This window comes from Microvirga antarctica (genome assembly GCF_017921815.1).
GTDB lineage: Bacteria > Pseudomonadota > Alphaproteobacteria > Rhizobiales > Beijerinckiaceae > Microvirga > Microvirga antarctica.
Map to the genome: position 1 here is coordinate 119328 of NZ_JAGEMM010000008.1, position 19664 is coordinate 138991.

The following is a 19664-nucleotide window of genomic DNA, read 5'->3' on the forward strand; positions in this document are numbered from 1 at the left end:
GAACGCGACCGGGGGATGGTGTGGGCCGCCACTATGGCCTCACATGCAATGGTTCCTCATGCCAGATCGTCCACAGACCTTTAGCATCGTCTCATGGCTCCTCCTCCTGTCGGCCCCTCCCGCACAGACGCCGCGCAACCGGCCTGGGACGATCTGCGGATCTTCCTGGGCGTGGTGGCTCATGGATCGATGAACGGGGCCGGGCGGGCGCTCGGCCAAAGCCAACCCACCATCGCGCGCCGGATCCGGGTGCTGGAGGACGTCCTCGGCGTCGCCCTGTTCGAGCGCGGCCCGAACCATCTGGCGCTTACGCAGGCGGGCCGCGCCGTGCTCGAGGCAGCGTCTCCCATGGCGGAAGCCGCCGGCGCGGTGCCGCGGCTCGCCGCCGCCTATCGGGGCGATTCGTCGGCCCCCGTGCGCATCACCGCCACCATGTCGCTGACGCTGTTCCTGTCCCATCATGCGGCAGAAATTGCAGCAGCCATCGGGCCGATCGCGCTTGCGTATCTGCCGACCCGCCGGAGGCTCGATCTCGCCACGGGCGAGGCCGACATCGCGCTTCGCATGCGAAGCCTGCCGGACAGCGACAGCCTCGTGGCCCGCCGGATCGGCCGCATCGCCTTTGCGGTCTATGCCCGCTCGCCGGACGTGGCAGCCGTCATCGTTCCGCCGGAAGACCCGCTTCTTTCGCAGCAGGCGGCGCTGATCGCGCGCTTTGCCGCCGGACGCCCAATTGCTGCCCGCATCGGCGACATGCCGATCCGCCACCAGGCGGCAAAATCAGGGCTGGGAGCAGCCGTCCTGCCCTGCTGGCTCGGCGACACCGATCCGGACCTCGTGCGCGTCCTGCCGCCCCCGGACGACATGATCGAGGACGCCTCCCTCGTGATGCACCGCCGCAGCCGCGACCTTCCCAACGTCAAGACCGTCGCGCAGGCCATCGTGGCCCTCTTCAAGACGCGGCGGGATCTTCTCGCGGGTCTCGCGCCACGTGATCGGGGCCCGGCTTCCTGATCGAACCGTCAGCGTTCGTCCTTGGCTTTCGGCGTTTTCACAGGCGCGGCGCCGGAGCCGAGCGCATGCGCCAGCACCTTCTTCATGACGCCGGGCAGCGCCTCCTCGTGAAGATCGCGCCGCAGGGTCCAGCGCAGGTCGGCCGGCGCCGGCGTGCCCTTGGGGACTTTTGCCAGAAACACCGTCAGTTCGAGCGGGAAATGGGTGAAGACGTGACGGACGATGCCGGGCAGGCGCTGCCAGCGCGCTTCCATGGGGGCGTCCAGCATGGCGTGGGCGGGCTCGTAGGATGGCTCCCAGGCGCTGGTCGGCGTCTCGACCATGCCGCCCAGCAATCCCTGCGGCGGCCGTGTGCGCAGCAGGATCCCGTCATCGGCCCGCAGCACCACGAAGGCCGCGCCGCGCCGCAGGTCGCCGCTGACCTTCTTGAGTTTCTTCGGATAGAGCTCCTGTGTGCCGGCAGCCCTTGCCTCGCAGGGGACCATCCACGGGCAGAGCGCGCAGGCGGGCCGTTTCGGCGTGCAGATCGTGGCGCCCAGATCCATCACCGCCTGGGCGAAATCGCCCGGACGGTCATCCGGCACCAGTTCAAGCGTCAACGCGCGAATCAGTGGCTTGGACTTGGGCAGAGCTTCTTCGATCGCAAACAGGCGGGACATGACCCGCTCCACATTGCCGTCGACCGCTGCCGCCCGCTGGTTGAACGCGATGGACGCGACCGCGGCAGCCGTATAAGCCCCGATCCCCGGCAGGGTCAGCAGCTCCGCCTCGGTTGCGGGAAACCGGCCCCCGTGCCGTTCCATGACGGCGATGGCGCAGGCGTGAAGGTTGCGGGCACGCGAGTAATAGCCCAGGCCTGCCCAGGCCTGCATGACCGCGTCGACAGGCGCCGCCGCGAGATCCGCAACCGTGGGAAAGCGGTCGAGAAACCGGAGATAGAACGGTTTGACCGCCATGACCGTGGTCTGCTGCAGCATGATTTCGGACAGCCAGACCCGATAGGGGGCGGCGATCTCGCCGGGCTCGGCCCGCCAGGGCAGGCTTCGACGGTGCCGGTCGTACCAGGTCAGCAGATCGGCAGCCGCTGGTCTGGCTTGGGGCTTGGTGGCGCGCGGCGCGGGCGTTAGCATGGGTTGTGGATAGCGATCCTGACCGAATAATCCAACGCTGCTTTGGATCAAATGACCATGCGTAAGCCAAGGCCGAGGGCAAAGCCCCTCGCCGATTTTCTTGATCTGTGTCTTGGCCCAAGTCTGGCCAGGCAGGGCTTTGCCACATCGGACATCATCGTTGCCTGGCCGGAGATCGTCGGCGAGCGCCTCGCGGCCTTCACCCAGCCGCTCAAGATCGAGTGGAAACGGAAAGGCCCGCATGCCGACCCGGACGCGAAGGCGGACCCCGCCACCCTGGTGGTGCGCACGGAGAGCGCCTTCGCGCTCGAGATGCAGCATCTGGCCCCCATCGTCATCGAGCGCGTGAACACCCATTACGGCTGGCGCTGCATCGGCCGCCTGATCCTGAAACAGGGACCCGTGCAGCGCACCGAAAAGATCAAGCGCCGTCCCCCCAGCCTCAGCGACGACGACCGGGCCCGGATTGCCGCCGCCACGCGGCCGATCGCCGAGGACGGTCTGCGCTCGGCCCTCGACCGGCTCGGCGTCGCAATTGTGGGCGATGCCCCGCCACGCACGAAAGCGTGACGCAGGGGGCGCTTGCCACACATCCGATCTCACTCTACCGCAAGACGCAATTTTCCTCAGGAGCACTTTCCCCGATGATCACCCGGCGCCAAACGCTTCAGCTTCTCGGAACCGCCGCTGCCACAGCCTTCGTGCTGACGAGCCTGCCTGCTTTCGCCCAGAACGTCGCGGTCTCGGACCTCGCCGTCCCCGGGCCCATGGGCGACATCGCCCAGGGTCCGGCTGACGCCAAGGTGACCATCATCGAATACGCCTCCATGACGTGTTCCCATTGCGCCAGCTTCCACAACACCACCTATCCGGAGCTGAAGAAGCGCTATATCGATACCGGCAAGATCCGGTTCATCCTGCGGGAATTCCCCCTCGACCCGCTGGCGACGGCCGGATTCATGCTGGCGCGCTGCGATGGCGAGGCCAAATATTACCCGATCACCGACCTTCTCTTCGAGCAGCAGAAGAACTGGGCCTTCACCGACAAGCCCCTCGATGCCCTGCGGCAACTGCTGCGCCAGGCCGGTTTTTCACAGGAGAAGTTCGACTCCTGCTTGCAGGATCAGAAACTTTATGACGCGGTGAACGCTGTGAAAAATCGCGGCGTCGAACAGTTCAAGGTGGACTCGACCCCGACCTTTTTCATCAATGGTCAGCGTCACCCCGGAAGCCTGTCAATCGATGAGATCGAGAAAGTCATCAAGCCTCTGCTGGGAGAGTAATCTCCCGCACCCCGCCTGGGCGGGGCAGGCCCGAGGAGCGCGTCGATGAAATTGACGCGCCTTCGCGTTGCGGGGTTCAAGACCTTCGTCGAGCCGATGGACTTCCTGATCGAGACCGGGCTCACCGGTGTCGTCGGGCCCAATGGCTGCGGCAAGTCGAACCTCGTCGAGGCCTTGCGCTGGGTGATGGGAGAGAACTCCCACAAGAACATGCGCGCCTCCGGCATGGACGACGTGATCTTCTCCGGCTCCGGCGGCCGTCCGGCGCGCAACACCGCCGAGGTGATGCTCACCATCGACAATGCGGAGCGCACGGCCCCCGCCGCCTTCAACGATTCCGACCAGCTCGAGATTTCCCGCAAGATCGAGCGTGACGAAGGCTCGACCTACCGGGTCAACGGCCGCGAGGTGCGCGCCCGAGACGTCCAGATCCTGTTTGCGGACGCGGCGACCGGCGCGCGCTCGCCCTCGCTCGTCCGCCAGGGGCAGATCAGCGAGATCATCTCCGCCAAGCCTCAATCCCGCCGCCGCATTCTCGAGGACGCGGCCGGCATCGCCGGGCTGCACGCGCGCCGGCACGAGGCCGAGCTGCGCCTGAAGGCCGCGGAGGACAACCTTCTGCGGGTCGAGGATGTGCTGCGCGAACTGGAGACTCAGGTCGACAGCCTGAAACGCCAGGGGCGGCAGGCCTCCCGTTACAAGACGATTTCGGCCGAGATCCGCCGCCTCGAAGCGCTGCTCTTCGCCATCGGATTCGCTGATGCCCGCGAGCAGGCGGCCGCGTCCGAGCGCCAGGCCGCCGACGACCTCAAGGCAGTGGCGGAGCGCACCGAGGAGCAGGCCCGTGCGGCGACCGCCCAGGCCATCGCGGCCCACGGCCTGCCGGCGCTGCGCGATGCGGAAGTGAAGGCGGCAGCCGCCGTCCAGCGCCTCACCCACGCCCGCAACGAGCTCGATTCCGAGGAACGCCGCGCGAAAGAGCGCGTGACGGAACTCGAACGGCATCTGGGCGACCTCCAGCGCGATCTTGCGAGGGAAACCGCCCAGCGGACCGATGCCCAGACCACGATCGAGCGGCTGCAGGACGAGTCAGCCGAGATCGCGCTGTCCACCGACGGGGCCGATGATGCCCGCGCCGAGAGCCAGGAGCGCCTGCGGATCGTCGAGGCCGACCTCGCCGAGGCCGAGGCGGCCCTGTCCGCCCTTCAGGCGCAGACGTCCGATCTCAACGCACGCCGCGCCGCCCTCGAACGGGCGATTCGCGACGAGAGGGAGCGGGCCGCGCGGTTCACCTCCGAAAAGGAGCGGGTCGAGCGCGACATCGCAGCCCTGTCCGCCTCATCCGAGGACGGTCCGCCGATCGATCTCCTGCGGGAAGACATGGCCATGGCCGAGGACGCCGTGCAGGAGGCGGAGGCGACCGTCGTGGCGGCCCGCGAGGATCTGGCTGCCGCCCGCGAGGCTGAAAACCGCCTGCGCCACCCGCTGAACGAAGCCGAACGCAAGGCGCAGCAACTGGAAACCGAGGCGCGGACCCTCGCCAAGCTCTTCACCTCGGCGACCGACGATCTCTGGCCGCCCGCCCTCGACCAGATCACCGTTCAGAAAGGCTACGAGACCGCGCTGGGCGCTGCCCTCGGGGACGATCTCGACGCGTCCACCAATCCGTCCGCGCCGGCCCACTGGGCCGATACGGGCACCGGTGAGGACGATCCCGCCCTGCCCGAGGGGGCAGCCCCGCTTGCCACCGTCGCCAGCGCCCCCAGCGCCCTTCAGCGCCGTCTGCGGCAGGTCGGCATCGTCTCGCGGGCGGACGGCCTTCGCCTGCGGGCGCTGTTGAAACCGGGCCAACGCCTGGTCTCCCGCGAGGGCGACCTGTGGCGCTGGGATGGGTTGACCACGGCCGCCGAGGCGCCGTCCGCCGCCGCGCGGCGGCTGGCCGAGAAAAACCGCCTCGGAGACCTGGAGCGGGACGCGGCGGAAGCGCGCGAATCGGCCGATCATCTGCGCGCCGAGGCCGAGGAGGCCCTTGCCGCCGTCAAACGGGCGGCCGGCCTGGAAATGCAGGCCATCGAGATGGCCCGCCAGTCCCGTCAGGCCATCGACGGCGCCCGTCAACGCCTTGCCCAGGCGGAACGGCGCGAGGCCGAATTGGGCCAGCGCCGCTCCGCGCTTCAGGAGGGGCTTGCCCGCCTGTCGGCGAGCGAAAGCGAAGCGGTCGCGCGCGTTCACGAGGCCGAGGCCGCCATGGAGGATCTGGCGCCGGCGCCCGATCTCGAAAGCCGGCTTCTCGAGGAGCGCACCCGCGTGGCCGAACGGCGGGCCGCAGCCTCGGAAGCCCGCGCCGCACTCCAATCCCTCGTTCACGAAGCCGATCTGCGTCGAAGGCGGCAGGATGCGATTGCAGCCGATACCCGCCTGTGGAGCGAGCGGGCCGCCCGCGCTGCCCGCGCGCTGGAGGATCTGGGCGAGCGCGTCGAGCGGGCCCAGGAGGAACACGAGCGCCTGCTCGAAGCGCCGGACACCTACCTGATGCGTCGCCGCGCCCTCATGTCCGAGATCGAGGAGGCGGAGGCCCGACGCAAGGAGGCCGCCGATCGCCTTGCCGATGCAGAGACCAACCTCGCCGAAACTGACCGCACCGCCCGCGCCGCACTGGAAGCGCTAGCCGCCGCCCGCGAGGCGCGTGCCGGCTCGCAGGCGCGCCTTGAGGCTGCCACCGCGCGACTCACCGACATCACCCACAGCATCGCCGAAACCCTTGAGACGACGCCCGCAGGCCTGATCGAACTCGCGGGGCTGCAGGAGGGGGTGGCCCTGCCGTCTCAAGGGGAGATCGAATCAAAGCTGCACGGACTGAAAAGCGACCGCGAGCGTCTTGGGGCGGTGAACCTGCGGGCCGATGAGGAACTGACCGATCTCGAAGGCAAGCACACCAGCATCGCCACCGAGCGCGACGATCTGGTCGAGGCCATCAAGCGCCTGCGGCAGGCGATCGGCAGCCTCAACCGCGAAGGCCGCGAGCGCCTGCTGGCCGCCTTCGACGTGGTCAATGCGCATTTCAAGGAGCTGTTCACGACCCTGTTCGGCGGCGGCACGGCCGAGCTGACGCTGGTCGATTCGGACGACCCGCTCGAGGCCGGGCTCGACATCCTCGCACGGCCACCCGGCAAGAAGCCCCAGAGCATGACCCTGCTGTCTGGCGGCGAACAGGCGCTCACCGCCACTGCCCTGATCTTCGCGGTGTTCCTCACCAATCCCTCGCCCATCTGCGTCCTCGACGAGGTCGACGCGCCCCTCGACGACGCGAACGTGGAACGCTATTGCGATCTTCTCGACAGCATGGCGCGCCAGACCGATACGCGCTTCGTCGTCATCACCCACAACCCCATCACCATGGCGCGGATGGATCGGCTGTTCGGCGTGACGATGGCCGAGCGCGGCGTGTCACAACTGGTCTCCGTCGATCTGCAGAGCGCGGAGCGCATTCTCGAAACGGCGTAAGGCTTTCAGCGCGTCACAGTTCGGCCTCAAAATGCGCGCCGCATTCCAACAAGGCTGTGATCAACCCGCCGTTTGTTAAATTATTTCAAATACTTAAACGTTTCCCGCGCTGCCTTGACAGGGTGGACCCCCGCTCATATGTTGCGCGCGGCTTTCGGGGCCAGGCCGGAAGACCTTTTCCCGCACTGCTTTCAGGAGGAAAACGCCATGGCGGATCCAACGAAGCGGGGCGACGAGAACGGTCAGCGGCCGGACAGCTCCGGCGACGCCGATCTTTCAGCGAGACTGAAGTCACTCGATGCCCGGCTCGAAACCGTAGCAGGGCAACGCCGGGAGACGACAGAAACGCAAACCCGCAAGACGTCGGATTCCAACGCGCTTGGCCAGGCCCTCAGGCTTTCGGCGGAGTTCATTTCCGGAGTTGTCGCGGGGGGAATCATCGGTTGGCTCGTCGACCGGTTGTTCCAGACGTCCCCTTGGGGGCTCGTCGTCTGCATCATCCTCGGCTTCTGCGCCGGGATGCTCAATCTGTTCAGGGCGGCTGGGTTGGCAAAACCCGCGCGCCCCGATCAGAAGCGGTGACGGGTTTCGACGAAGACTGCCTTTTGTGACGACGCAACAGCGAACTGAGAGTGGACCATGGCGAGCCCGATCGAACAATTCCAGATCAAGCCCATCATACCCGCCATTGGTTTCACCAATTCGTCCCTGTTCATGATCGGCGCCGCAGCTCTCATCGTCGGCGGCCTGATGTTCGCCAGCCGCAAGCGCGCGGTCGTTCCCGGCCGCTCCCAGTCGGTCGCCGAGATGCTGCACGAATTCGTCGCCGGCACCCTGAAGGACGCGACCGGACAGGAGGGCATGAAGTTTTTTCCCCTCGTCTTCTCGCTGTTCATGTTCGTGCTGACGGCCAACCTGCTCGGGATGATTCCCGGGTTCTTCACCGTCACCAGCCACGTCATCGTCACCTTCGCGCTCGCCATGCTGGTGATCAGCACGATCGTGATCTATGGCTTCATGAAGCATGGCACCCATTTCCTCGGCCTCTTCGTGCCGTCGGGCGTGCCGGGATGGCTGCTTCCCTTCATCGTCGTGATCGAGATCATCTCGTTCCTGTCGCGTCCGATCTCGCTGAGCTTGCGTCTGTTCGCCAACATGCTCGCGGGTCACATCGCGCTGAAAGTCTTTGCGGGCTTCGTCGTCTCCCTGCTGGCAGCAGGCGGCGCCGTGGCATTCCTCGCTCCGCTCCCGCTCGTCATGGCGGTTGCTCTCATGGCGTTCGAGTTCCTCGTCGCCTTCCTGCAGGCCTACGTCTTTACGGTGTTGACCTGCATCTACCTGAACGACGCGCTGCACCCGGGCCACTAGGGCCGCGCCGAGTTACACCCCCGACTTCCCGGTCAAACACCCCTCAAGGAGATCACGATGGATCCGGTTGCTTTCAAATACCTCGGCGCGGGCCTTGCCTGCATCGGCATGGGCCTCGCCGCTATGGGCGTGGGCAACATCTTCGGTAACTTCCTCTCGGGCGCCCTGCGCAATCCGTCGGCTGCCGACGGTCAGTTCGCACGCGCCTTCATCGGTGCGGCGCTTGCAGAAGGTCTCGGCATCTTCTGTCTCGTCGTCGCCCTCGTCCTGCTGTTCACCTAATTCCAAAACGGTGACCGGGAAGGCGGAGCGCCGTGGGCGCTTCGCCTCGAGTCAGGTGACGGCGGACACTCCGCCGTCATTCGACGTTTTTTGAAGACTCTTCCATCCGTTACAGGATCGGCTCCATGGCTCAGGCTCAGGCTCAAACCCCTCACGCGACGACCGAGGCGCATGGCGGCGCTCACGCGGATGTCGGCTTTCCGCCGCTGAAGACGGAAACCTTCGCCGGCCAGCTCGTCTGGCTCGCGATCACCTTCGTGCTGCTCTATGTCCTTCTGTCGCGGCTGGTGCTGCCCCGTCTCGGCGGCATTCTCGAACATCGCCGTGCGACCATCGCCAAGGATCTCGACGACGCCGCCGCCATGAAGCAGCGCGCCGAAGATGCCGGCCTTGCCTATGAGACCGCCCTGTCCGAAGCCCGCGGCCGCGCCCAGGCGCTGGCGCAGGAAACCCGCTCGAAGCTGGCAGCCGAATCGGACGCCAAGCGCAAGGTGCTCGAGGCCGATCTCGGCACGCGCCTCGCAGAGGCCGAAGCCACCATTCAGGCCAAGAAAATTCAAGCCATGTCCAACGTCCGTGGCATTGCGGCCGACACCGCGACAGCCATCGTCGAGCGTCTGACCGGCAAGGCTCCGAGCGCGCAAGCAATCGATGCCGCCCTCGACCACGTGAAGGCCTAAGGAGAAACCCATGCTCGCCAGCGCTGAATTCTGGGTCGCCGTCGCCTTTGTGATCTTCTGGGGCATCATGTTCTACTACGGCGTGCCGGGTAAGATGATGGCCTCGCTCGACAAGCGCGGCAAGCGGATCGGCGAAGAGCTGGCCGAGGCCAAGCGGCTTCGCCAGGACGCCGAGGCGCTGCTGAAGGAATTCGAAAAGAAGCGCGGCGCCGCCGAGCGCGAAGCCGCCGAGATCGTCTCCCTCGCCCGCGAGGAGGCCGAGCGCCTCGCCGCAGAGGCCCAGGTGAAGATCGCCGACTTCGTGAAGCGCCGCACCGCATCGGCCGAGGCCAAGATCACCCAGGCCGAATCGCAGGCCACGGCGGAAGTCCGAGCGGCTGCTGTCGATGCGGCCGTGAAGGCTTCCGAGCGCGTCCTGCGCGACGAGCTCAAAGGCCCTGCCGCCACCTCGCTGCTCGAGCGCAGCCTGGGCGACGTGCGCGCCAAGCTGCAGTGATCCTGATCCGCAACGACTGCATCAAGGCCGCCCCTCAGGCGGCCTTTTTCGTGCCGGGCCCATGAGGCCGCGATGCTGCTGATCTTCGATTGCGACGGCGTGCTGGTCGATTCGGAGGCGCTCGCCTGCGCGGTCGACGCGGAGGTGCTCACCGCCCTTGGCGTCCCCTTCACGGCCGACGAGATCGCCGCCCGGTTCATCGGCGTCAGCCAGAAGGACATGATCGCGCGCATCGAGGCCGAGCGCGCCTGCACTCTCCCGGCGGATTTCCCCGATCGCCTCAACCGCACCCTCTACGCCCGCATGGAAACCGAGCTGCGACCTATCGCCGGGATTCGCGAGGCGATCGCTGCCCTGCCCTTCCGCCGCTGCGTCGCGTCCTCCTCGCTGCCTGAGCGGATTGCCTTCTCGCTGCGCCTGACCGGGCTCGCGGATCTGTTTGAGGACATCTTCAGCGCCAGCGAAGTGGCGCACGGCAAACCGGCGCCGGACCTGTTTCTGCATGCCGCGGCACAGATGGGCTTTGCCCCATCGGCCTGCCTCGTCGTCGAGGATTCGCTCGCCGGCATTGCTGCCGCGCGCGCCGCCGGGATGGCCGTCATCGGCTTTGCGGGCGGCGGTCATTGCGGACCGGGCCACGCTGACAGGCTGCGGGCGGCTGGAGCCCAATACGTCATCGACGCCATGGCCAACCTGCCGGAGGCCGTCAGCCGCCTTCGCGCAGCCTGACAGCCTCTTATCCGGCACGCCGACAGCAAATGGCCGGGACGAGCCCGGCCATCAGGATCCCATGTGTGATGGGGGCCTACTCGGCGGCTTCCGCCATCGGCGCGGGCTTCGTCCATTTCAGCACCGGACTGCGGGCGGCGCGGGTCTCGTCGAGGCGACGTCGCGGCGCGTGATAGGGCGCGCCGCTGAAGCGGTCCGTCTCGCCGCGACCGGCCGCCATGGCGAGATCGCGCAGAGCCGCGATGAAGAGATCGAGCGACGCCTTCGATTCCGATTCGGTCGGTTCGATGAGCATCGCGCCGTGCACCACGAGGGGGAAATACATCGTCATCGGATGATAGCCCTCGTCGATCATCGCCTTGGCGAAATCGAGCGTGGTCACGCCCGTATCCTTGAGCCAGGTATCGTCGAACAGCACCTCGTGCATGCAGGGCTTGTCGCCGAACGGCTGCGAGAACAGATCCGACAGGCTGGCGCGGATGTAGTTGGCGTTCAGCACCGCGTCTTCCGATGCCTGCTTCATGCCGTCCGATCCATGCGACAGCATGTAGGTCAGCGCGCGCACATACATGCCCATCTGGCCGTGGAAGGCGGTCATGCGGCCGAACGGCGTCTCGGCCGCGTCGGCGGCTTCCTCGACGAGGGTCAGCACGCCGTCCTTGGCGGTGACGAACGGCACCGGCGCGAAGGGCGCCAGCCGCGCCGACAGCACCACCGGGCCGGAGCCCGGGCCGCCGCCGCCATGGGGCGTCGAGAAGGTCTTGTGCAGGTTGATGTGCATCGCGTCGATGCCGAGATCGCCCGGTCGCGCCTTGCCCACGATGGCGTTGAAATTCGCGCCGTCGCAGTAGAAGTACGCGCCCGCATCGTGGATGGCCTTGGCGATTTCCACGACCTGGTTCTCGAACAGGCCGCAGGTGTTGGGATTGGTCAGCATGATCGCCGCCACGTCGGGGCCGATCAGTTTCTTGACGTCCTCCACATGCACCCAGCCATCGTCGCGGGCCGGCACCGGACGCACCGTGAAGCCGATCAGGGCGGCGGTGGCCGGGTTGGTGCCGTGGGCCGAATCAGGCACGAGCACGACGTTGCGGGTCTTGCCCTCGCCTCTCGCCTCGATGGCGGCCTTGATGGCCATCATGCCGCACAATTCGCCATGCGCGCCGGCTTTCGGCGACAACGCCACGGTGGTGGTGTTGGTGAGCGTCACGAGATAGCGCGACAGCTCGTCCATCACCTCCAGCGCACCGCGCACGGTGGAGACCGGCTGCAGCGGATGCACATCGGAAAACCCCGGCAGGCGCGCCATCTTTTCGTTGAGGCGCGCATTGTGCTTCATGGTGCAGGAGCCGAGCGGAAACAGGCCGGTGTCGATGCCGTAGTTCATCTGGCTCAGCCGCACATAGTGCCGCATGGTCTCAGGCTCGGACAGGCCGGGCAGACCGATCGGATCCTTGCGCTCCAGACCACCGAGGCGGGGCGTGAACGCCGCCGGCTCGTCCATGTCGACGCCGGTGGTCTGCGCATGTCCGATCTCGAAGATCAGCGGCTCGATCTGCGCCAGCGCCTTGTTGCCGGTGAAGGTCGGATGCGCCTCGGCGCTCGTTGCGCCGGCATTCGTGGGACGTCCCTGACGGTTCAGCATCACAGAACCTCCTGCAAGGCGGCAACGAAGGCCGCGCGGTCATCATCGGTGTTCACCTCGGTGGAGGCGACGAGAAGGAGCGTGTCGAGACCCGCACCCGGCAGCAGGCGCGACACCGGCACGCCGCCAAGCACTCGCCTTTCGGCAAGCTTTTCGACGACCTCGGCGGCGGGCTTCGTGAGCCGGATGGTGAACTCGTTGAAGAAGCTCCGGTTGAGAACCTCGACGCCTTTCACGCCCGCAAGCGCATCGGCGAGTTTGACCGCATGGGCGTGGTTGATCCGCGCCAACCGCGTCAGGCCGGCCTCGCCCAGAAGCGTCATGTGAATCGTGAAGGCGAGGCAACACAAACCCGAATTGGTGCAGATGTTCGACGTCGCCTTGTCGCGGCGGATATGCTGTTCGCGGGTGGACAGCGTCAGCACGAACCCGCGCGTGCCATCCGCATCCACCGTCTCGCCGCACAGGCGACCCGGCATCTGGCGGACATATTTCGACTTGGTGGCAAACAGGCCCACATAAGGCCCGCCGAAATTCAACGCGTTGCCGATGGACTGGCCCTCGCCCACGACGATGTCGGCGCCCATGCTGCCGGGCGATTGCAGGAGGCCGAGCGACACCACCTCGGTGAACACCGCGATCAGCAGCGCGCCGTGCTGGTGCGCCTTGTCGGCAATCGGCTTCAGGTCGCGCACATTGCCGAACACGTCGGGCGATTGCACGACGACGCAGGACACGCTGTCATCGATGGAAGCGAGCAGATCTTCGGTGGCCGCGACATCGGGCGCCATCGCCACCACATCGTCGCTCGCCATGGTCGACAGGGTCTTGACCACGTCGACGTAGTGCGGATGCAGCCCGCCCGACAGCACCGCCTTGCGGCGCTTGGTGACGCGGTGCGCCATCAGCACCGCTTCGCCCGTGCCGGTGGAGCCGTCATACATCGAGGCGTTGGCCACATCCATGCCGGTCAGCGCTGCCACCTGGGTCTGGAACTCGAACAGATATTGCAGCGTGCCCTGCGCGATTTCGGGCTGGTAGGGCGTGTAGCTGGTGAGAAATTCCGAGCGCTGGATCAGGTGATCGACGGTGGCCGGCACATGGTGCTTGTAGGCGCCGGCGCCGACGAAGAACGGCACGGACGAAGCCGGGACATTCTTGGCCGCCATCCGCGAGAGGATGCGTTCGACCTCGATCTCGCCCTTGCGGCGCGGCAGATCCACCGGCGCCTTCAGCAGGGCGTTCTTGGGAATATCGGCGAACAGATCGTCGACGTGGTTGACGCCGATGCGCGCGAGCATCTCGCCGCGATCGGTGTCGGTCAGGGGAAGATAGCGCATCGGAAACAACCTTGTGCGTTAGTGCGAGGGAATGCCCTTCACGACGATCTCCGTGAGCACGGAATTCGCGATGAAGCATTCCTGATGGGACAGGTGGTGAAGTTCGGCGATCTGCTCAGGCGTCGGCACCTTCTCGCCCGAGAAAGCGATGATCGGATCGAGCGTGACCTGCGACACGAAGAGCTTGCCGGCGGCATTCTTCGTCATCAGGCCGGTCGCCCGATCCTCGTAGCGATCGACGGTGAAGCGTTTCTTGCCCGCGACGGCGAGGAAGGTCAGCATGTGGCAGCTCGACAACGCCGCCACGAACGCCTCCTCGGGATCGACCGCATCCGCGCGCGACATCGGCAGCGGCACCACCGAGGGCGAGGAGGACGCCGCGACCTCGATGCCGCCGTCGAACCGCCACACATGGCCACGGCTGTAGCGCCCGTCGGAGAAGGACTCTCCGTTGCGGCTCCAGAGCACCGTGGCTGTGTAGGCGTGCGACATGGGCGTGCTTTCGCTTACGAGATCGACTTCACGAATTCCTGGTACTGCTCTTCGGTCATCAGCGCCTCGAGTTCCGCCGGGTCCTTGACGCTCATCTTGAGAAACCAGCCGCGCCCGGCCGGATCCTCGTTGACGGTCGCAGGCGCGGATTCGAGTTCGGCATTGACCGCCACCACCTCGCCCGAGACCGGCGCGTAGATTTCGCTCGCGGCCTTCACGCTTTCGACGACGGCAGCCTCGCCGCCCTTGGTCAGGGCCTTGCCGACGCTCGGCAGCTCCACGTAGACGACGTCGCCGAGCTGGGCCTGCGCATAATCCGAAATGCCGACGGTGGCGGTGTCGCCCTCGAGGCGGATGTATTCATGATCCTTGGTGTAGCGCGTGGTCATGGTCGATTTCCTTGCAGGTTAGCGCTTGTAGCGATGGGGAGCGAAAGGCATGGGGGCGACGCGGGCCGGAATGGGTTTTCCGCGAACGATCAGGTGCAGTTCGGTGCCGGGGGCGGACGCGTCCCGCGACACGTAGCCCATGGCGACCGGGCCGTTGACGGTGGGGCCGAAGCCGCCCGAGGTGACAAGGCCGACCTCACGCCCGTCGGGCGTTGCAATGATCGCGCCTTCCCGGGCCGGCGCCCGTCCCTCCGGCTTGAGGCCGACGCGGACGCGGCTTGCGCCGTCGCGGATCTCCCGCTGGATGCGCTCCGCCCCCGGAAATCCGCCCTCTTCGCGCCGCCGCTTCTGGATTGACCAGATCAGGCCCGCCTCGATGGGTGAGGTGGTGGTGTCGATGTCATGTCCGTAGAGGCACAGGCCCGCCTCGAGCCGCAGCGAATCACGCGCGCCGAGACCGATGGGCTTCACCTCGGGATCGGCCAGCAGGGCCTGCCAGAGGGCAGCAGCGTCGCTGGCCGAAACGGAAATCTCATAGCCGTCCTCGCCCGTATAGCCGGACCGGGATACGTGGCAGGCGAACCCCGCTACCGTCATGGGGCGGGACGCCATGAACGTCATGTCGGCGGCCTCCGGCGCGAGCCGGGCCATGACATCCGCGGCACTGGGGCCTTGGAGAGCAATCAGCGCGCGATCATCCGCCCGGGTGAGGCTGACGCCCGCAGGCAGGCGGCCTTCCATATGGGCGTAGTCGGCATCCTTCATGGAGGCGTTGACGACCAGCAGCAGCGTCCCGGAATCGGCGGGATCGAGGGGCCGGCTCACCATCAGGTCGTCGAGGATGCCGCCCGTGTCGTCGAGCAATTGGGAATAGCGCTGCTGGCCGGGCTTGAGGTTGACGATATCGGCCGGGATGAGGCTCTCGAGCGCCCGCGCGACGGTCTCGTGGCTGCCGTCGGCTGCTTTCAGAACCGCCTGGCCCATATGCGACACGTCGAACAGCCCCGCATGCTCGCGGGTCCAGCTATGCTCGGTCAGGATGCCGGTGGGATATTGGACGGGCATGTCGTAGCCCGCAAACGGCACCATGCGGGCGCCCAGGGCCACATGGGCTTCATGGAGGGGCGTCGTCTGGAGCGTTGCGTCGGCGTGAATCGGCTCGGCCATGGACTTCCCCTGAAAGCGCGGTTCATCAGACCCTGCAAAGGCCTGCGTTCACGCCCCCTCTGTCCCATGACCTGAGAGATTTCCCGTGCCGCTTTCGCGGCCCGGTTACGCCCTTCGGTGTGCGGCGTCACACGACGCCGCCGCTTTCCAGAGTGCCATCTCCCCGCGGTCCGTTTGCCTGAGCGTTTCCGGGGCGGTTGCGCCTTCGGCGCCGGGCTCGAAGCCCGGTCTCTTCCGCGGGGATCAGCGGCTTTCAACCTGTGCCGCCGAATTGCCGGCCTGTCAATCGAGCCCGGCGCCGCGGCGGGTTGTCCACTTCACAATTGACGGCCCCCCGACCAAGCCTCATGGTGAATTCATCTTTTCACAGAGGGGGAGAAACGCGGCCTGATGTGGTCGGCAGCTCCGGAGATCGTTGTTCGAACTCATCATCGCTATCTGCCTGATCGCCCTCAACGGGGTTTTCGCCCTGTCTGAACTTGCCGTCGTTTCCGCCCGTCGCCCCCGCCTCAAAGCCATGGCCGAGAAAGGCCGTCCGGGAGCCAAGCTCGCATTGGCCCTGATGGAGGATTCGGGGCGCTTTCTCTCCACCGTCCAGATCGGCATCACCCTCGTGGGCATCCTGGCCGGCGCCTTCTCGGGGGCTGCTCTGGGTGCCCGGCTGACCGAGATCCTGGGCGAGAACGGTGTGCCGCAGGGCGTCGCCGAGCCGCTGGGTTTCGGCATCGTCATCGGCCTCATCACCTATTTCTCCATCGTCATCGGCGAGTTGGTGCCCAAGCAATTCGCGTTGCGTCACCCGGAAAGCGTGGCCTGTGCGGTAGCGCCCCTGATGATGCTGATTTCCAAGGTGGCCGCGCCCGCCATCTGGCTGCTCAACACCTCGACCCGCGGAATTTTCATGCTGTTTGGCGGTTCGGAAACCGACAACACGGTGACGGAAGAAGAGATCAAGATGCTCGTCGGCGAGGCCGAGAGCGCCGGCGTCATCGAGGAAGAGGAGCGCCGGATGATCGGCGGCGTGCTGCGCCTCGGCGACCGGCAGGTCCGCGCCCTCATGACACCCCGGACCGATGTGGACTGGATCGATCTGGCGGACGACGCCGATTCCATCCGCGACCTCCTCATCACGACCCCCCATTCGCGCCTCCCGGTCAGCGAAGGCGATGCTGACAACATGATCGGCGTCGTCCAGTCGCGGGAATTGCTGGCGGCGATCCTGGCCGGCGGCCAGCTCGATGTGCGCAAGCACGTGCGGGTCGCGCCCGTGATCCCCGATACCCTGTACGCGCTCGATGCCCTGTCGCTCTTGCGCGATGCGGAAGTGCCGATGGCCCTCGTCCATGACGAATATGGGCATTTCGAAGGGGTCGTCACGCCAGCCGACGCCCTTGAGGCGATCGTCGGCGTCTTCCGCTCAGACAGCGAGACTCCCGAGCCGGATGCCGTCCGCCGCGAGGACGGTTCATGGCTGCTGGCGGGCTCCATGCCCGTGGACGAGATGGAGGAGATCATCGGCATCTCGCTGCCGGACAGCCGCACCTACCAGACGGTGGGCGGTCTCGTGATCAGCGAGTTGCAGCACCTGCCGCACGAGGGCGAACACGTCGATGCGTTCGGTTGGCGATTCGAGGTCATCGACCTCGATGGACGGCGCATCGACAAGATTCTGGCCTCGTCGCTGATGCAGCGCGCGGGCGCCGCATCGCCGACCGGGTAACACGCAAAAGAAAGCGAGGCCCGAAACCGGACCTCGCGTTACGGCAGGATGATCGTGCGGGGCAACGGTTTCAGCGCCGTCGGCGCGCTGCCGGCTTCTGGGCGCCGCCGCCGCCGAGACCGACCTCGATCTCGAAGATGCTGGCCTCGGAGGCCGGCACGAGAATACCCTCCTCGACCACCGAGAAGGTGCCCTGCAGCTCGCCGCTGGGAATGGCCACGCTGAGCCGGCGATTGATGTTGGCGATCGTCCGGGTCGGGGTCTTCACGACGATATGGACCGGCACGTCATAGCGGCCCGCGGAGCCTCCCGAACCGAGGAGCGCGCGGCCCTGGACGCCGATCTTGACGATGGTCGAACCGTCGGCCTGGCCGACGCATTCGCGGGCCGTCTCGCCGAGCGCGATCTGGCTGCGCAGGCCCGCCGCGTCGCCGACCCGTCCCCCGGAAAACGCCTGGATGGCCGAGCCGCCCTCGCTGATTTCGACCGGTGGGCAGAAAACGTCCTCGATCACGCTCTTGGCAGCCGGCGGAACGGTCGTTCCCCCGAACAGCACCATGTTGCCCAGCGTCGATCCGCCCTCGCCCGGTGTCCCGCACCCGGCCAGCGCCGATGTGCCCAGAATGGCAACGATCCACGCGGCCTTTTGGCCAAATCCACTCATGACTTCCCCCAATTCACGACCGTCCGCGACCTTACGGAAGCGCGTCGAACCCGGCCCCAAAGCCGTTCAGCGAGACTGGAATTCCGATGCCTTCTTCGGGCGTCTGGAACACGATGAAGGTGGCGGTCTGCCCGGTCTTCATCTGATTGATCAGGGCTTCTTCCATCACCACCTCGGCGACGCAACCCGTGGTCAGGCAGCGGACGAACCCCGCCCGGCCGATATCGGCCTGATCGATTTTCAGGCCGAGACCCGACGGCAGCAGGATACCAAGGGGCGCCACGATGCGCAGGAGACGACTTTTGCCGTCTGCAGTTTTCAACACGATAATGACGAGGGTGATGTTGGGGCGATCCTCGGCGGCCACGTTCTGCACGAGCGCGCATTGCTCGGCGGTGGCGCCTGCAGGCGTCTCGCAGCGCATCTGCCAGTCGCCGAATGTGTTCTTGACCATTCCCTGGGCGTTGGCCTGACCGGCGAACGTCGCGGCCGAAAGACCGGCCCATGCTGCAAAGGCGCAGCGAACCCATCGTGACATGCTCACAGGCACCTCCGTTTGCGCGCCCGGCAGGACCGGCCTGCGCGGGCTGCGGCCCAAAAGCCGAGCCGATTCAATCGTTCGACCCGTTGGGACCATGTCCGGGGCGAGGATGTCAAGCGACAGGGCCATGCGGGACCACGGAAAGGGGGCTTTGGCCGTTATGACGCACAAATTGCGACGCTTGCACCGTTGCGCTCCTGCGCATCCTGTGGTCATACACCTGAACGATGGTGAGGGCGCAGGCTGGGCACCGCTTTTTTTGCGCGCGCTCGTCCCCGCCTCACTGGTTTCGTGGCCTCACGGCCACTCTATCTAGGAGCTTTGGAACACCGATGCGGATCGAGACCTCAGGACTTCGATCGGCGATCCCCCTCCTCTCGGTGGCGGTCGCATTTGTGTTGGGCATCAGTGCGGCATCGGCCGGCACCGGCGTACCTACCCCTTGGGAAACTGGCATGCAGGGCATGGTCACGGAAGTGGGCCGCAACCTGTCTCAGTTTCACACCTATCTTGTCTGGCTGATCACCGCGATCTGCGTGTTCGTGCTGGCCCTTCTCTTGATCATCGCGTTCCGGTTCCGCGAGTCCAAGAACCCGCTCCCGTCCAAGACGACCCACCACACCTGGCTGGAAGTCGCCTGGACGATCGTGCCGGTGCTGATCCTCATCGCCATCTCCATTCCGTCATTCCGGCTGCTGCGCCTGCAGCTCATCATTCCGCCGGCCGATATCGTCGTGAAGGCGACCGGGTATTCCTGGTACTGGGGCTACGAATACGCAGCCGACCAGGGTGGCGGATTCAAGTTCGATTCGAACCTCGTCGACGCCAAGGACCTCAAGCCCGGCCAGCTCCGCCTGCTGACGGTCGACAACGAGATGGTCGTGCCCGTGAACAAGACCGTCAAGGTCCAGGTCACGGCCGGCGACGTGTTGCATTCCTTCGCGATGCCGTCTTTCGGCATCAAGGTCGACGCCGTTCCGGGCCGTCTCAACGAGACCTGGTTCCGCGCCGAGCAGGAAGGCATCTATCACGGCCAGTGCTCCGAGCTTTGCGGCAATGGGCATCCCTACATGCCGATCACGATCCGCGTCGTCAGCGAGCAGCAATATGCCGCCTGGCTGACCGAGGCGAAGCAGAAGTATGCTTCAACCGACGGCACTGCCCCGATCAAGCTCGCGACCGCACAGTAATTCCGAAAGAAGGACCACAGAGGTCTCATC

General features: G+C 66.3%; 20 protein-coding genes and 2 riboswitches. Of the genes, 12 read left to right on the forward strand and 8 right to left on the reverse strand.

Going from position 1 to position 19664, the window contains the following annotated elements; genetic code table 11:
- Positions 1-93 precede the first annotated feature (93 nt).
- On the forward strand, positions 94-1014 hold the full coding sequence (locus tag J4G32_RS19575) for a LysR family transcriptional regulator (RefSeq protein WP_210497243.1): 921 nt from the start codon (positions 94-96) through the stop codon (positions 1012-1014).
- Positions 1015-1022: 8 nt separating this feature from the next.
- On the opposite strand, the gene mutY is transcribed toward J4G32_RS19575, so the two are convergent.
- Complete coding sequence (gene mutY / locus J4G32_RS19580; protein ID WP_210497244.1) at positions 1023-2144, reverse strand: A/G-specific adenine glycosylase; 1122 nt, start codon at positions 2142-2144, stop codon at positions 1023-1025.
- Between the two features lie 57 nt (positions 2145-2201).
- On the opposite strand from mutY, the gene J4G32_RS19585 reads away from it, so the two are divergent.
- The 9 genes from J4G32_RS19585 to J4G32_RS19625 all read left to right on the forward strand — a co-directional run bounded on the left by J4G32_RS19585 (position 2202) and on the right by J4G32_RS19625 (position 10486).
- Entirely contained in the window at positions 2202-2714 is a 513-nt protein-coding gene (locus J4G32_RS19585) for a DUF721 domain-containing protein (protein WP_210497245.1), read from the forward strand.
- A 74-nt stretch (positions 2715-2788) separates the two neighbouring features.
- Positions 2789-3427 (forward strand): DsbA family protein, encoded by a 639-nt coding sequence (locus J4G32_RS19590; RefSeq protein ID WP_210497246.1) that lies wholly within the window; start codon positions 2789-2791, stop codon positions 3425-3427.
- 45 nt (positions 3428-3472) lie between these two features.
- Positions 3473-6931 carry a chromosome segregation protein SMC gene (smc, locus tag J4G32_RS19595; RefSeq protein ID WP_210497247.1) on the forward strand — a complete coding sequence of 1153 codons (3459 nt, stop codon included), beginning with the start codon at positions 3473-3475 and terminating at the stop codon, positions 6929-6931.
- Positions 6932-7138: 207 nt separating this feature from the next.
- Positions 7139-7513 carry an AtpZ/AtpI family protein gene (locus J4G32_RS19600; protein WP_210497248.1) on the forward strand — a complete coding sequence of 125 codons (375 nt, stop codon included), beginning with the start codon at positions 7139-7141 and terminating at the stop codon, positions 7511-7513.
- 57 nt (positions 7514-7570) lie between these two features.
- Positions 7571-8299 (forward strand): F0F1 ATP synthase subunit A, encoded by a 729-nt coding sequence (locus J4G32_RS19605; RefSeq protein WP_210497249.1) that lies wholly within the window; start codon positions 7571-7573, stop codon positions 8297-8299.
- Positions 8300-8356: 57 nt separating this feature from the next.
- Positions 8357-8581 (forward strand): F0F1 ATP synthase subunit C, encoded by a 225-nt coding sequence (locus J4G32_RS19610; protein ID WP_150949349.1) that lies wholly within the window; start codon positions 8357-8359, stop codon positions 8579-8581.
- A 125-nt stretch (positions 8582-8706) separates the two neighbouring features.
- Positions 8707-9261, forward strand: a complete 555-nt coding sequence (locus tag J4G32_RS19615; RefSeq protein ID WP_210497250.1) for a F0F1 ATP synthase subunit B family protein — start codon at positions 8707-8709, stop codon at positions 9259-9261.
- Positions 9262-9271: 10 nt separating this feature from the next.
- Positions 9272-9757, forward strand: coding sequence for a F0F1 ATP synthase subunit B family protein (locus tag J4G32_RS19620; RefSeq protein WP_210497251.1), 486 nt, complete (start codon positions 9272-9274; stop codon positions 9755-9757).
- A gap of 72 nt (positions 9758-9829) precedes the next feature.
- A complete protein-coding gene (locus J4G32_RS19625; RefSeq protein ID WP_210497252.1) occupies positions 9830-10486 on the forward strand; it encodes an HAD family hydrolase in 657 nt (218 codons plus the stop codon).
- A 76-nt stretch (positions 10487-10562) separates the two neighbouring features.
- Here the strand turns inward: J4G32_RS19625 and gcvPB are convergent, their stop codons facing one another.
- From gcvPB to gcvT, 5 genes are read right to left on the reverse strand one after another with little or no spacing between them, the layout of a single operon-like run.
- Positions 10563-12131, reverse strand: coding sequence for an aminomethyl-transferring glycine dehydrogenase subunit GcvPB (gcvPB, locus tag J4G32_RS19630; RefSeq protein ID WP_210497253.1), 1569 nt, complete (start codon positions 12129-12131; stop codon positions 10563-10565).
- Complete coding sequence (gcvPA, locus tag J4G32_RS19635; protein ID WP_210497254.1) at positions 12131-13471, reverse strand: aminomethyl-transferring glycine dehydrogenase subunit GcvPA; 1341 nt, start codon at positions 13469-13471, stop codon at positions 12131-12133. The genes gcvPB and gcvPA overlap by 1 nt, the downstream gene beginning before the upstream one ends.
- 18 nt (positions 13472-13489) lie before the next feature.
- Positions 13490-13963: an OsmC family protein gene (locus J4G32_RS19640; RefSeq protein WP_210497255.1), complete on the reverse strand. Its 474-nt coding sequence runs from the start codon at positions 13961-13963 to the stop codon at positions 13490-13492.
- A gap of 14 nt (positions 13964-13977) precedes the next feature.
- Positions 13978-14352 carry a glycine cleavage system protein GcvH gene (gene gcvH / locus J4G32_RS19645; RefSeq protein ID WP_210497256.1) on the reverse strand — a complete coding sequence of 125 codons (375 nt, stop codon included), beginning with the start codon at positions 14350-14352 and terminating at the stop codon, positions 13978-13980.
- A gap of 18 nt (positions 14353-14370) precedes the next feature.
- A complete protein-coding gene (gcvT, locus tag J4G32_RS19650) occupies positions 14371-15519 on the reverse strand; it encodes a glycine cleavage system aminomethyltransferase GcvT (RefSeq protein WP_210497257.1) in 1149 nt (382 codons plus the stop codon).
- Between the two features lie 55 nt (positions 15520-15574).
- A riboswitch (glycine riboswitch) is annotated at positions 15575-15674 on the reverse strand.
- A gap of 1 nt (position 15675) precedes the next feature.
- Positions 15676-15766, reverse strand: a riboswitch (glycine riboswitch).
- Positions 15767-15934: 168 nt separating this feature from the next.
- Between gcvT and J4G32_RS19655 the strand changes: the two genes are divergently transcribed.
- The gene (locus J4G32_RS19655) at positions 15935-17239 is read left to right on the forward strand and encodes a hemolysin family protein (RefSeq protein WP_210497258.1); all 1305 of its coding nucleotides are present in this window, start codon (positions 15935-15937) and stop codon (positions 17237-17239) included.
- 70 nt (positions 17240-17309) lie between these two features.
- On the opposite strand, the gene J4G32_RS19660 is transcribed toward J4G32_RS19655, so the two are convergent.
- Together J4G32_RS19660 and J4G32_RS19665 are read right to left on the reverse strand one after the other, a co-directional pair.
- Complete coding sequence (locus J4G32_RS19660) at positions 17310-17903, reverse strand: hypothetical protein (RefSeq protein WP_210497259.1); 594 nt, start codon at positions 17901-17903, stop codon at positions 17310-17312.
- Between the two features lie 31 nt (positions 17904-17934).
- Positions 17935-18441: an invasion associated locus B family protein gene (locus J4G32_RS19665; protein ID WP_210497260.1), complete on the reverse strand. Its 507-nt coding sequence runs from the start codon at positions 18439-18441 to the stop codon at positions 17935-17937.
- Between the two features lie 335 nt (positions 18442-18776).
- On the opposite strand from J4G32_RS19665, the gene coxB reads away from it, so the two are divergent.
- The gene (gene coxB, locus J4G32_RS19670; protein ID WP_210497261.1) at positions 18777-19634 is read left to right on the forward strand and encodes a cytochrome c oxidase subunit II; all 858 of its coding nucleotides are present in this window, start codon (positions 18777-18779) and stop codon (positions 19632-19634) included.
- Positions 19635-19664 lie beyond the last annotated feature (30 nt).